Source organism: Streptomyces sp. NPDC007164 (assembly GCF_040634135.1).
GTDB classification, from domain to species: Bacteria; Actinomycetota; Actinomycetes; order Streptomycetales; family Streptomycetaceae; genus Streptomyces; species Streptomyces sanglieri.
In genome coordinates, this window is sequence record NZ_JBEYFB010000002.1 from 175,147 (window position 1) to 187,248 (window position 12,102).

Genomic DNA, 12,102 nt, shown 5'->3' on the forward strand with positions numbered 1-12,102 from the left:
AGTCTAGACATGTTGTTGGACTTTCCAAGCCTGAGCTTGGTAAAACCAAGTATCGCAATCAGGTCGGGGAGGCCACCGCATGGAATTCCGGCAGTCCAGCAAGCTCAACGAGGTCTGTTACGAGATCCGGGGCCCTGTCATCGAGCACGCCAACGCCCTGGAGGAGGCGGGCCACAGCGTGCTCCGGCTCAACACGGGCAACCCCGCGCTCTTCGGTTTCGAGGCGCCGGAGGAGGTCGTCCAGGACATGATCCGGATGCTTCCGCAGGCCCACGGCTACACGGATTCGCGCGGCATCCTGTCCGCCCGCCGGGCCGTGGCGCAGCGCTATCAGGCGATGGGACTGCCGGATGTCGGGGTCGACGACGTCTTCCTCGGCAACGGCGTCTCCGAGCTGATCTCGATGGCCGTCCAGGCGCTGCTGGAGGACGGGGACGAGGTGCTCGTCCCGTCCCCCGACTACCCGTTGTGGACCGCGGTGGTGACCCTCGCGGGTGGTAAGTCCGTGCACTACACCTGTGACGAGGCGTCGGACTGGAATCCCGATCTCGCCGACATGGCCTCGAAGATCACCGACCGCACCAAGGCCGTCGTGATCATCAACCCGAACAATCCGACCGGTGCCGTCTACCCGCGCGAGATCCTCGAAGGCATCCTCGACCTGGCGCGCAGGCACGGCCTGATGGTGTTCGCCGACGAGATCTACGACCAGATCCTGTACGACGACGCCGAGCACCACAGTGTGGCGGCCCTCGCTCCCGACCTGGTCTGCCTCACCTTCAGCGGCCTGTCGAAGACGTACCGCGTGGCGGGTTTCCGCTCCGGCTGGATGGTGGTCTCCGGCCCGCAGCAGCACGCCCGCAACTATCTGGAGGGGCTGACCACGCTCGCCTCCATGCGGCTGTGCCCCAACGCGCCCGCGCAGTACGCCATTCAGGCCGCGCTGGGCGGCCGGCAGTCGATCCGGGAGCTGGTCGCGCCGGGGGGCAGGCTGTACGAGCAGCGCAACCGGGCCTGGGAGAAGCTGAACGAGATCCCGGGGGTGTCGTGCGTGAAGCCGAAGGGCGCGCTGTACGCGTTCCCGCGCCTCGACCCGAAGGTGCACCGGATCGTCGACGACGAGAAGTTCGTGCTGGATCTGCTGCTGCGGGAGAAGATCCAGGTCGTCCAGGGCACCGGTTTCAACTGGCCGCGGCCCGACCATTTCCGGATCCTCACGCTCCCGTACGCTGACGATCTCGACGCGGCGATCAGCCGTATCGGCCGCTTCCTGACCGGATACCGCCAGTGATCGGATGCCCCCGGTGACCTGCTCCGCCTGCCGCTTTCCCGTCCACACCCAGTTCGCCTCGCCCGGACTCGTCGGCCCGATCGTGGAGGACGGGGTCGATCCGGCCACCGACCCGGCGTGGGCGGAGTCGGGCGCGGAGTCACCGGCCGAGTACGCGCGCTGGTCGGGCCATCTGTGCGGGATGACCTGTCTGCGCATGGCGCTCGGCGCCGGGGCCCCGTCCCTGTTCGCGCTGCGCGACGGGGCGCTCCGGTACGGCGCCTACACACAGGACGCGCGGGGGGAGATCCGGGGGCTGATCTACGCCCCCTTCGCCGAGTACGCACGCGAGGCGCACGGCGTGGACGCCACGGTGCACCGGCATCTCTCGCCGGAGGAGATCCTCGGCCTGCTGGACGGCGGCCGTACGGTCATGGCCTCGGTGCACTACGGCATCCGGTACCCGGGGCGGCCGGCTCCCGGGCGGGGCGGGCATCTGGTGCTGCTGACGTCCCGTACGGCCGACGGCACGGGCGTCCACTTCCACAACCCGTCGGGGACGACGGCGCGGACCCGGGCCGCGGAGCTGGCGCTGCCCGACTTCGAGCGCTTCTTCGCGGGGCGCGGGGTGTCGCTGCCCGCGAGCGCCTGACTGCGCGTCGCCCGGAACAGGAGCGGGCCCGGGGGCGTAGCCGGCCCCCGAGCCCTGGTGTGCCACCCGTACGGCACGCCGACACTTTTAAGGACCCGTGTCAGGTTGATGTCGCCGCGTCCTGCCTTTAGACGACCGCAGATCGAAGCTCTGCGGGCCGGAGTCGAACCGGCATCTCGACGCCCGTGGGCACGGGCCCGTTTGATTCGGCGATGGGTGGCGAATGCTGAGTCTGGAGCAAGAGTCTGAGATTGATCGCGGTCTGCCTCTACCATTTGGGCCACCCCGGCCCGTTCGTGCGCCGGAGCGCACTGAGTGCCGGGGGGAGGACTCGAACCTCCACTGGAACCGCGTCGTCACGACAAGCTTCAGTTTCAGCTTGCGCTCCTGGCGCACCCCGGCCGAAATTGGTCGGCCGGGGAATCAATGGTCGGTCACCCGAAGAGGTAACCGAATACCGCATCACCCACCCGCTGGTCGGTGACGTCCGCGCCGTTGGCTTCCTCGCGGGCGTACTTCACGGCCTGCTGGAGCTTCTCCACCCGGTCCAGCAGCTCGTTGACGCGCCGCGCGGGGAGTGCGCCGGAGAACTTCACCGTCGTCCAGTACCCGATCGGGATGTCCTCGTAGTACACCTCGACCTGCGCCGGGTGCTTCTCGGTGGCCTCCGCCTTCACGTGGTTGCGGGGCACCTTCTTGGTACGGAGCGTCCGCACCGGCTCGGTCTTCCAGGAGTCCGTCGACGGGTCCTGGGTCCAGGCCTCCGCGGCGTCGAGCACGGGCAGCTTGCGGATGAAGGTGTTGAGGTCCGTCAGCTGCTTCTCCAGGAAGAGCAGATACGAGACGGGAACTTCGCTCACCAGCACCCGGCCGTCGACCTTGACGTCGGCGCGGGCCGAGCAGTTCGCCCAGTCCTTCGTGGCGGTCACATCGAAGAGCCGGGTCAGGGTCGCCGCGGTTTCCCGCAGCACGTCCTCGGCCTTGATCTGCACCAGAGTCGACTCGGGCGGCAGCTGCTCGCCCTCCTCGTCCTTCGGCTGGTACGTCCGGGAGATTCCGGCAAGCAGGCCGGTCTTCTGGAGGCCGTGATGGGCCGCCGTCAGGTCCTGGTGAGCCTTGGACTTGACGCCCTTCTCCACTGCGATGATCTGATTGAGTTTCGCCACGTCACGGAACCTAACAGCGCCGAGCTGGTACGAACAAACGATTACCGCGGGGCTCGTTCCGCTGCTTCGGCGGCTCGGGCGGGCAGGGCCGCGGTCAGATCGACCTCGACGAGCTGTCCCGTGAAGCCGAGCCGTGCGACGCCGAGCAGTGTGCTCGCGCTGGTGAACGCGGGCCCGAGGGCCGAGCCGATGAGTCTGTGCCAGGTGGCTCCCAGGGCCGTTGCATCGTCGCTGACGACGTAGATCACCGACCGGACGACCTGAGCCGGTCCGGCCCCCACCGCGGCCAACGCGACGAGTGCGTTGGCCACGACCTGGTCGATCTGGGCGTCCAGGTCGCCCGGCCCCACCAGGGTGCCCGAGCGGTCGAGCGGGCACTGCCCGGCCAGATACGCGGTCCGGACCGCCTCCACGACAGTGATGTGGTGATAGCCGGGCGTGGGGTGAAGTTGCTCCGGATTGATCCGGCCGATCTCCGTGGTCATGCGGCGATTGTGGCGGCCCGTGCGCCGGGGCGCAGCGGGATTTCGCCGACGCTCCGGACCGACGCGTACGGGTGGTTTCCACCGGACGCCCATGTCCTTGCCACTGTCCGGCGGGGGCCTCTTGTCACAGTGAGGCCCGCAGGTCCGCACCACCCGGCCCGTGGGCTCTCCCCAGGCGCCCCGCGTACGGACCCCATCCGCTCGCGGGCACCACCTGCCTGCGGACACCACCCCCTTGCGGACATCACCCGCTTGTGGACACCACCCGCCACCGCCTCCCCGGACGCCGAAAGAAGGCCCCGCCTTGCCTCGCATCCACCGCTTCACGTCACCGCAGGGCCGCACCGGCCCGCAGAAGCGCACCGCGCTGACCACGGCCGCCGTCGCCCTGGCCGTACTGGCCGTGGGCACGCCCGTCGCGTATGCCACGCTCGGCGACGAAGCCCCTGCGGCTTCTCGGTCCACGGCGTCGGCCCTCGCCACACGCGGGAAGGCGTACATCGAGACCCGGCTCCTCTTCGGCACCGAACGCCCCGACGGCGGACCGAATGTGACCGATCGTCAGTTCCTGGCGTTCATCGACGAGGAGGTCACACCGCGCTTCCCGAACGGGCTGACCATCCAGGACGGCCGGGGGCAGTGGCGGGACTCCAACGGCGTCATCGAACGGGAGCGCAGCTACGAACTGACCCTGCTCTACCCCGCGTCCGAGGCCCGCGTGCGCGACATCCAGATCGAGCGGATCCGCGACGCCTACGAGAAGGCCTACGCCCAGGACTCGGTGGCCCGGCTCGAAGAGCGTACGACCGCCGACTTCTGACCCCAGCCGTCAACCCGGGCCGTCACCCGGCCACGCCGCCGGTCATGCCGTCGGTCACGCCGCCGGTCATGCCGCCGCGCGGGCCCTGCGCCCGCGCGGCCGGTTGATCCGGTGCGCCGGCGCGTGAACTCCCGCCGCGGCGAACTCCCCGCGGGCCCCGGCCCGATGCTGTCGCTGGACCTGATCGCGGGGGCGGTCCGGATGGGGGTACTGCTCCGCCGCGAACCGGTGCCGCCCGGCTTCGCCGGGGATGTCGTGGATGCCGTGCTGCCGCGCCGACGGCGGCGGGACCGGGCGCGGTCCTGTCGGGTACTGTGCCGCGGCCGGGTACGGGACCGTACACACGCACCGAACGGGGAACGATCCACATGGGCACGCCAGTACGCCACTTCACGGCCACGACACCGGACGGTCAGGTGTTCACGGTCAATATCGAGCGGGACTTCCGGTACGACCCGTACCGCGACTTCCTCGTCTGCGCCCACTGCGACTGGTCGCCGTCGCTCCTGACCATGAAGAAGATCGTCGACATGGCGGGGGAGCATCTGGCATCGGTGCACGGCGCCGACCAGGGCCTGTCCCAGCAGGACAACGAGGCGTTCCGCAAAGCAGGGCTGATCATGCTGCCGATCGTCGCCGTGTTCCTGATCGCCCTTTTCGTCTATCTGCAGAACTCCTGAGGCCCACAGGGCCGGTTCAGCCCCCGCTCAGCTCCATGAGCGCGCTCACCGGGTCGGTGTCCGGCGTGGCGCGGGGCCACCAGTCGTCCTCGCCCGGGTCGGATTCGTAGCCGTACCAGCGGCCGTCGTGGCCGAAGCGGAGCTGGAGCGTGCCGCCGGGGTGGGTGAGGTGGTTGCGCCGGGGCTGGAAGCGGGGGAAGCCGGCGGCCGCGAGCGCGGGGCGGGCCCGGTCGAAGGGGCCGGCCGGGGGATCCCAGGGGGTTTCGAGGACGGCCAGCCCTCCGGCGCCGCCCTGGCGCCAGGCCGCGACCGCGCGGGCCAGGTCGGTGGTGGTGCGGCCGGTGGCGTACGCCAGCTCGCGGTAGAGGGCGCGAGTGGTGGCGGTGAGCCCGGCTGTGGGCCGGGACGCGGCCAGCCGCACCGCGTCCTGCCAGGAGGTGAGTCCGGCGAGCGGATCGAGGCCGGTGGTGAGCAGCGCCTGCGCGCGGGCCGCCGCGTCCGTGGCGAGGTGGTCGAGGGCGAGCGGGTCGCGTGCGCCGGGCAGGCTCGGGTACGAGGGCGGCTGCGCGGGATGCGGCAGCACCGGAAGCGGGGCGGGGAGCGGCGGGAGATAGCGGTCTGCGAGGGCCTCGCGGGCCGGCACGGAGGGGGTGTCGGGGGCCGGGGGGCGTTCCCGCGCGGAGTGGGCGGCGTTGCGGCGGCCCAGCTCTTCGAGTAGCTCCCGCTCGCCCCGGCCGCGCAGCAGCAGCAGGACGAACGGGTCGGTGTCCAGCAGCCGCGCCATCTGATAGCAGAGCGCGGCCACGTGCTTGCAGGGCCAGCCGTGGTCCGGGCAGGAGCAGCCGGGGTCGAGGTCCCCCGCGGCGGGCAGCAGTGCGATGCCGGCCTCGGCCGCCGTGTCGGCCAGTGAGTGCGGCATCTCCTTGCCGAGCAGCGCGGCGAGGTGTCCGGGCCGGACCGCTGCCGCGTCCAGGAAGGTGTCCCAGTCGGGGTCGGCGAGGGTCCGCAGCCGCAGCTCGCAGCGGTAGGGGCGGGGGCGGCTGCCGTGGACGTAGGCGACGACCCGGCCGGGGGTGACGGTGATCGCGGCGACCTTGCCGCTGTCGGCGTACGTACGGCCTCGGGAGAGCCGGGCCTCGTCCATCGAGAGGGATTCCAGGGCGGCCACCCAGGCACGCCCCCACCAGCTGTCCGCGAAGGGTTCGTCGCCGTCCCCCGTGCGGGGCGGTACGGCCTCGAAGGTGCGCCGCAGGTCGTCGGGGCCGGGGCGCGGGCGGGCGACGGGGCGGGGGTCGTGGCCGGTGTGCGGGCGGGGGCTCATGCCGGCCTCCGGAGCGAGACGAGATCGGCCAGATCGCGGTCGCTCAGCTCGGTCAGCGCGGCCTCGCCGGTCCCGAGGACCGTGTCGGCCAGGGCCCGCTTGGCCTCCAGCAGCTCACCGATCCGGTCCTCGACGGTGCCTTCCGCGATCAGCCGGTGCACCTGCACGGGCTGTGTCTGGCCGATGCGGTACGCCCGGTCCGTGGCCTGTTCCTCGACGGCCGGGTTCCACCAGCGGTCGTAGTGGATGACGTGGGCGGCCCGGGTGAGATTGAGGCCGGTGCCCGCCGCCTTGAGGGAGAGCAGGAAGACCGGGACCTCGCCGCACTGGAAGCGGTCCACCATCCGTTCCCGCTCGGCGACCGGTGTGCCGCCGTGCAGGAGCTGGGAGGGGACGCCGCGCGAGGTGAGGTGGGCGGAGAGAAGCCTGGCCATGGTCACGTACTGGGTGAAGATGAGGACGGAACCGTCCTCGGCGAGGATCGTGTCGAGCAGTTCGTCGAGCAGGGCGAGCTTTCCGGAGCGGCCGACGAGCCGGGTCGGCTCCTCCTTCAGATACTGCGCGGGGTGGTTGCAGATCTGCTTGAGCGAGGCCAGCAGCTTCATGATCAGGCCGCGCCGGGCGATGCCCTCCGACGCCTCGATGAACGCCATCGTCTCGCGGACCGCCGCCTCGTAGAGCGTGACCTGTTCGCGGGTGAGGAAGACGGGGTGGTCGGTCTCCGTCTTGGGCGGCAGCTCGGGGGCGATGCCCGGGTCGGACTTCTTGCGGCGCAGGAGGAAGGGCCGGACCAGCCGGGAGAGCCGTTCGACCGCTTCGTCGTTGGCGAGCCCGGCGGCCGTGCCGGTGTTCTCGACGATGCGGGCGTGCCGGGCCCGGAACGCCTTGAGGGGGCCGAGCAGTCCTGGGGTGGTCCAGTCGAGCAGGGCCCACAGCTCGGAGAGGTTGTTCTCCACCGGGGTGCCGGTCAGGGCGACCCGGGCCGGGGCCGGGATGGTGCGCAGCGCCTTCGCCGTGGAGGACTTCGGGTTCTTCACGTGCTGGGCCTCGTCCGCGACGATCAGGCCCCAGCCGTGACCGGCCAGTTGGGCGGCGCTGGAACGCATCGTGCCGTACGTGGTGAGGACGAAGCCGCCGCCGGACCCGGTGAGTGTGCGGTCGGTGCCGTGGAAGCGGCGCACGGGGACACCGGGAGCGAAGCGGTTGATCTCCCGGTGCCAGTTGCCCAGGAGGGAGGCGGGGCAGATCACGAGGGTGGGCTCGGGGTGGGCGCGGTGCAGATGGAGCGCGATGAGGGTGATCGTCTTGCCCAGGCCCATGTCGTCGGCGAGGCAGCCGCCGAGGCCGAGCGAGGTCATCCGGTCCAGCCAGGCCAGGCCGCGCAGCTGGTAGTCGCGGAGGGTGGCGTCGAGGCCGGGCGGCGGGGCGATGACGGTGTGGTCGGCGGTGATGCGCTCGCGGAGCGCGGCCAGCGCACCGACGGGCACCGCTTCGACCTGTTCGCCGTCGACCTCGGCGGTGCCGGTCAGGGCGACGGAGAGGGCGTCGACCGGATCGAGCAGGCCGAGCTCCCGCTTGCGTGCCTTGCGTACGAGCGCGGGGTCGACGACGACCCACTGGTCCCGCAGGCGCACCACCGGCCGGTGGGCCTCCGCGAGGATGTCCATCTCCGCCTCGGTGAGCCGCTCGTCGCCCAGCGACAGCTGCCAGTTGAAGGCGAAGAGCTGCTCGGCGTCGAAGAACGAGGTGCCGTCGGTGGCCGAGCCGGGTGCGGGCCGCACGACGGCGGAGGCGGTGAGCGAACGGGCCAGCTCCCTGGGCCAGTGCACGCTCACTCCGGCCGCCGTCAGCCGGGCTCCGGCGTCGCTGAGCAGCTCGTACAGCTCGTCCTCCTCAAGGGCGAGCACATCGGGCACCGGCTGGTCCAGCAACCGCTCCAGCGGCGCCCAGACGCGGGCGGCGCGGCGCAGAGCCAGCACGGCGTCGATCCTGGCGCGCGGGCCGAACGGCTCGCCCGCCCCGCCGTTCCACAGCGCGGCGGCGTCGGTGACATAGGTCGGGTCGGCGAGGCTGTGCACCAGGGTGATGGCCGCGGCCGCGTGCCGAGCGGCGCCGGTGCGGTGCGCGGTGACCTCGGCCTCGCCCTCGCCGGGACCGGTGACGTCGGAGATGCCGTGTGCGTCGGAGGAGTCGTACGTACCGGCGGTGCCATACGTACCGGAGGCGTCGTACGCGTCGGCCGTGTCGAAGAGTTCGTACGCCGACAGGTCCAGGCGCAGCGACACCCGTACACCCGCGTCGAGCCCGGACGCGACCTCGACCGCCCAGTCACGCGCCCCCGGCAGGTGCTGGGCCTCGCGGGACGCGAAGGGCGCCCCCATCGCGTACGCCGCGGCGGGTGTACGGGGCAGGGTGTCGGCGACCGCGTCGAGGAAGGAGCCCAGCAGCCACTGGGGGTCGGGGAGCCGGAGCGGGGTGAGGTCCGGCAGCGGGACCGCGTGGCCCTCGCCCGGCATGGCGGCGGCGATCGCCCGGAGATGGGCGATGTCCTCGGCGTCGCGCGGCCCGGCCCGCCAGGCGTCGTGGTCGTCGACCGTCAGACCGGGGAGCAGCCTGCCGCGCGCCGCGAGGTTGAGCGCCTGGAGCGCTGCGGCGCCCCAGCAGCGCGTGGCGGGGTGGGCGGACTCCTGGTGTCGGGCCCGCACCAGCAGCGGCAGGGCATCGGCGACGGGCAGCAGCAGCGCGGGCACCGTCTGCCTTCGGACGTCGTCGCCCTGCCCGTGCCGGCGGGCGACGGTGATCTCGGCCGTGCTCGCACCGGGGGCCGGGCTCTCCGGGTCCGAGGGGTGCGCGCGGACGTCGCCCGGCTCCGGGAGAGGGCCGCCCGCGGGATCCCAGAAGGCAACCCGCCCGCTTCTCGGCAGCGGCGCGGGCAGGAAGACGGCGGCACAGCGCAGCAGACGGAGGGTGGCGGCGTCCTGTTGGTGCTGTGCCGTACTCATCGGTCCCCTCCCCTCCCGCCCTGATCGGCTCGGCCCTCTTGGACCCTCTTGATCGCCTTGTTCTTTGTCGACTCCTGCGAGTCTAGGCGGGGGCTCTGACAACCGGACTCTCACCCGTGTTCCAGCAGGTCAGACACGACATGAAACGCCCCGGTCCGTGTCGGTCGGACCAGGGCGGGGGACGGTCGGCAGAGGGCCGGTGCGGGCGGGCCGGCTCAGTGCCTGGCCAATGGCTTCGGACGGGAGGGCCGGGCCGGAACGGCGTTCGGCGGTGCGGGCACGGGCGGGGGTGAGGGGGTGGGTGCGGATGCCCCGGACGACGGCGGCCGAGGCCGAGGCCTCGGCTGAGCCTGCGCGGGTCGCTGGCCCTGCGCGGCGCGCTGCGGCTGACCGGTCTGCGGCGGCGCCACCTGCTGCCGCGCGGAAGGCTGCTCTGCGGGCTGCTGCGCGAGCTGCGGCTGCTGAGCGGGCTGCTGCGCCCGCTCCAGGAAGCGGAGCAGCTCCACCGGGAACGGCAGCACCAGCGTGGAGTTCTTCTCCGCCGCCACCGCCACCACCGTCTGCAGCAGACGCAGCTGGAGTGCGGCCGGCTGGGAGGACATCTCCTTCGCCGCCTCGGCGAGCTTCTTCGACGCCTGGAGCTCGGCGTCCGCGTTGATGACCCGGGCCCGCCGCTCACGGTCGGCCTCGGCCTGGCGGGCCATGGAGCGCTTCATCGTCTCCGGCAGCGAGACGTCCTTGATCTCCACCCGGTCGATCTGAACGCCCCAGCCGACCGCCGGGCTGTCGATCATCAGCTCAAGGCCCTGATTCAGCTTCTCGCGGTTGGACAGCAGATCGTCCAGATCGCTCTTGCCGATGATCGAGCGCAGCGAGGTCTGGGCCATCTGCGACACCGCGAACCGGTAGTCCTCGACCTGGATCACGGCGCTCGCCGCATCGACGACCTTGAAGTAGATGACCGCGTCCACCCGCACCGTGACGTTGTCCCGGGTGATCCCGTCCTGTGCCGGCACCGGCATCGTCACGATCTGCATGTTGACCTTGCGCAGCCGCTCGATGCCGGGGAGCACCATGGTGAACCCGGGCCCTCGTACGTCGTCACGGAGCCTGCCGAGCCGCAGCACCACACCGCGCTCGTACTGCTTGACGACCTTGGCCGCCGCCGCCGTGTACAGCGCGCCCGCCGAGGCCGCCGCCACTATCGCGATCACGAGCTCCTGGACCATGACGGCCCCCTGAAAGCCGGAAACTGCCGAAAGCTGCCGATTCGGGTGATCCAGAATCATGCAGATCACACGAATCAGTCGCTATTACCACGGTATGCCCAATATCAATCGATATGAACATGGATCGGGTCCCCGCCCTCCCGCCCGTCCCCCGCCCGGCCGCGCCCCGGATGCCGGGGCTTCGGGGAGTGGGCAGGGTGGCCAGCGTCAGCACCTACCGAGTACGCGCTCCGTGACCATCCGTGCGTACCCCGTGGCATGCGCGGCGCCAGTGCCGTGCAACGAGCCGGACGAGACAGACGAGGACCCCACCCATGCCCGTGATCGCTCACCGACGCCGCCGTCTCGGCATCGCAGCCGGGACCGCGCTCCTGACCCTCACCGTCGCAGGCTGTTCCGGCCTCGGCCGGACCGCGGTCGGACCGATCGCCTACACGACGGAGCGCAATGTCGAGATCACGGTGAACAGCCCGCCCGTCAAGGGCTGCCACCGGCTCGCCCCCTCGGGCGCCAAGGTGGTGAGCAACGGCACCCTGGTCGACATCATTCTGTACCGCACCCGCAACTGCACCGGTCCGGGCACGACCTACGTCGCGAGGTCGGTCACCGATGTCAACGCGGGCTCCGCCCTGCCCTGGCGCAGCTACAGCACGGTCCACTGACCGGCCGGCCTCGTTCGCCACGCCCGTCCGCGGTCCGGAAGCCGGCGCTCCCGGGCCGCGGGGCTCACTCGCCCCGAGGCCGCTCCGGCACCGCGCGCACCCATATCCCGTCGTCCGTGAGATACCGGTCGACGGACAGGCCCGCCGCCTCCAGGTGTCCCTCGAACTGTTCCTTCGACAGCTCCCGCGACCGGAACGTCTGGGTCCATCGCGCGTCGTCGAAGACGTACTCGGCATGCACCGAGTCCACCCCGTCCCCCACGGGCTCCGCCGAGACGATCCGTACGGTGTATCCGGCCGGATGGGTCCTCTCCCGCGGCAGGTCGGTGTGGTAGTCGGCGCCCTCGCGCTGGATGAGCACGACGCCGCCGTCCTTGACGTGCTTGCGGCAGGTCCGCAGCATCCCGTCACGCACCCGGTGCTCGCTCGCGTGCACCAGGAACGACGCCAGCATCACCACGTCGAACCGCTCCTCGCCGAGGTCCAGCGACTCGATGGGGCTGCGCACGGTGCGGGCGCCCCGGATGTGCTCCAGCATCCGCGCCGACTCGTCCACGGCGGTGACCTCGAAACCGCGCCCGATCAGCGGGTGCGTCATCCGGCCCGCGCCGCAGCCCAGTTCCAGAATGGTCGCCCCGGCGGGCACCGCCGCCGCGATCACGTCCGGTTCGCCGCCGACGGAGAGCCGTCTGTACAGCTCGACCGCGCAACCGTCCGGTGTGATCTCGCCGGGGCCCGTCCCCGAATACCCTTCACGCACCAGTTGTCCACTCATGTTCGGTTGAACGAACGGCAGTTGACCGCAGTTCCGCTCA

General features: G+C 71.4%; 11 protein-coding genes and 1 tRNA gene. 5 read left to right on the top strand and 7 right to left on the bottom strand.

All coding sequences use genetic code 11. The annotated features are described in order from the left end of the window. Positions 1-79 precede the first annotated feature (79 nt). Both ABZ622_RS05320 and ABZ622_RS05325 read left to right on the top strand, forming a co-directional pair. Positions 80-1,291: a pyridoxal phosphate-dependent aminotransferase gene (locus ABZ622_RS05320; RefSeq protein ID WP_360540579.1), complete on the top strand. Its 1,212-nt coding sequence runs from the start codon at positions 80-82 to the stop codon at positions 1,289-1,291. Between the two features lie 13 nt (positions 1,292-1,304). Continuing rightward, entirely contained in the window at positions 1,305-1,922 is a 618-nt protein-coding gene (locus tag ABZ622_RS05325) for a peptidase (RefSeq protein WP_360540581.1), read from the top strand. 316 nt (positions 1,923-2,238) lie between these two features. Here the strand turns inward: ABZ622_RS05325 and ABZ622_RS05330 are convergent. The 3 genes from ABZ622_RS05330 to ABZ622_RS05340 all read right to left on the bottom strand — a co-directional run bounded on the left by ABZ622_RS05330 (position 2,239) and on the right by ABZ622_RS05340 (position 3,573). Continuing rightward, positions 2,239-2,324, bottom strand: a tRNA-OTHER gene (locus tag ABZ622_RS05330). Positions 2,325-2,356: 32 nt separating this feature from the next. Continuing rightward, a complete protein-coding gene (locus tag ABZ622_RS05335; RefSeq protein WP_360540583.1) occupies positions 2,357-3,088 on the bottom strand; it encodes a hypothetical protein in 732 nt (243 codons plus the stop codon). 41 nt (positions 3,089-3,129) lie between these two features. Further along, on the bottom strand, positions 3,130-3,573 hold the full coding sequence (locus ABZ622_RS05340) for a Rid family hydrolase (protein WP_360540585.1): 444 nt from the start codon (positions 3,571-3,573) through the stop codon (positions 3,130-3,132). A 304-nt stretch (positions 3,574-3,877) separates the two neighbouring features. Here ABZ622_RS05340 and ABZ622_RS05345 point away from each other — a divergent pair, with 304 nt between their 5' ends. Both ABZ622_RS05345 and ABZ622_RS05350 read left to right on the top strand, forming a co-directional pair. Next, positions 3,878-4,393 (top strand): DUF3574 domain-containing protein, encoded by a 516-nt coding sequence (locus ABZ622_RS05345; RefSeq protein WP_360540587.1) that lies wholly within the window; start codon positions 3,878-3,880, stop codon positions 4,391-4,393. A gap of 368 nt (positions 4,394-4,761) precedes the next feature. Next, on the top strand, positions 4,762-5,073 hold the full coding sequence (locus ABZ622_RS05350) for a hypothetical protein (protein WP_360540589.1): 312 nt from the start codon (positions 4,762-4,764) through the stop codon (positions 5,071-5,073). Positions 5,074-5,089: 16 nt separating this feature from the next. Here ABZ622_RS05350 and ABZ622_RS05355 read toward each other — a convergent pair whose 3' ends face one another. The 3 genes from ABZ622_RS05355 to ABZ622_RS05365 form a co-directional block, all read right to left on the bottom strand. Beyond that, on the bottom strand, positions 5,090-6,394 hold the full coding sequence (locus ABZ622_RS05355; RefSeq protein ID WP_360540591.1) for an SWIM zinc finger family protein: 1,305 nt from the start codon (positions 6,392-6,394) through the stop codon (positions 5,090-5,092). After that, the gene (locus ABZ622_RS05360; protein WP_360540593.1) at positions 6,391-9,396 is read right to left on the bottom strand and encodes a DEAD/DEAH box helicase; all 3,006 of its coding nucleotides are present in this window, start codon (positions 9,394-9,396) and stop codon (positions 6,391-6,393) included. Before ABZ622_RS05360 ends, ABZ622_RS05355 begins: the two co-directional genes overlap by 4 nt. A 215-nt stretch (positions 9,397-9,611) precedes the next feature. Beyond that, entirely contained in the window at positions 9,612-10,625 is a 1,014-nt protein-coding gene (locus tag ABZ622_RS05365; RefSeq protein WP_360540595.1) for a slipin family protein, read from the bottom strand. Positions 10,626-10,939: 314 nt separating this feature from the next. On the opposite strand from ABZ622_RS05365, the gene ABZ622_RS05370 reads away from it, so the two are divergent. Beyond that, the gene (locus tag ABZ622_RS05370) at positions 10,940-11,287 is read left to right on the top strand and encodes a hypothetical protein (RefSeq protein ID WP_360540597.1); all 348 of its coding nucleotides are present in this window, start codon (positions 10,940-10,942) and stop codon (positions 11,285-11,287) included. A gap of 64 nt (positions 11,288-11,351) precedes the next feature. Here the strand turns inward: ABZ622_RS05370 and ABZ622_RS05375 are convergent, their stop codons facing one another. After that, positions 11,352-12,062, bottom strand: a complete 711-nt coding sequence (locus tag ABZ622_RS05375; RefSeq protein WP_360540599.1) for a class I SAM-dependent methyltransferase — start codon at positions 12,060-12,062, stop codon at positions 11,352-11,354. Between the last annotated feature and the right edge of the window lie 40 nt (positions 12,063-12,102).

What these genes read in the sequence shown, in the direction of transcription:
- ABZ622_RS05320 (WP_360540579.1), top strand. Translation starts at nt 80, where the DNA reads ATGGAATTCCGGCAGTCCAGCAAGCTCAACGAGGTCTGTTACGAGATC.
- ABZ622_RS05340 (WP_360540585.1), bottom strand. Translation starts at nt 3,573, where the DNA reads ATGACCACGGAGATCGGCCGGATCAATCCGGAGCAACTTCACCCCACG.
- ABZ622_RS05375 (WP_360540599.1), bottom strand. Translation starts at nt 12,062, where the DNA reads ATGAGTGGACAACTGGTGCGTGAAGGGTATTCGGGGACGGGCCCCGGC.
- ABZ622_RS05355 (WP_360540591.1), bottom strand. Translation starts at nt 6,394, where the DNA reads ATGAGCCCCCGCCCGCACACCGGCCACGACCCCCGCCCCGTCGCCCGC.
- ABZ622_RS05350 (WP_360540589.1), top strand. Translation starts at nt 4,762, where the DNA reads ATGGGCACGCCAGTACGCCACTTCACGGCCACGACACCGGACGGTCAG.
- ABZ622_RS05370 (WP_360540597.1), top strand. Translation starts at nt 10,940, where the DNA reads ATGCCCGTGATCGCTCACCGACGCCGCCGTCTCGGCATCGCAGCCGGG.
- ABZ622_RS05365 (WP_360540595.1), bottom strand. Translation starts at nt 10,625, where the DNA reads ATGGTCCAGGAGCTCGTGATCGCGATAGTGGCGGCGGCCTCGGCGGGC.
- ABZ622_RS05360 (WP_360540593.1), bottom strand. Translation starts at nt 9,396, where the DNA reads ATGAGTACGGCACAGCACCAACAGGACGCCGCCACCCTCCGTCTGCTG.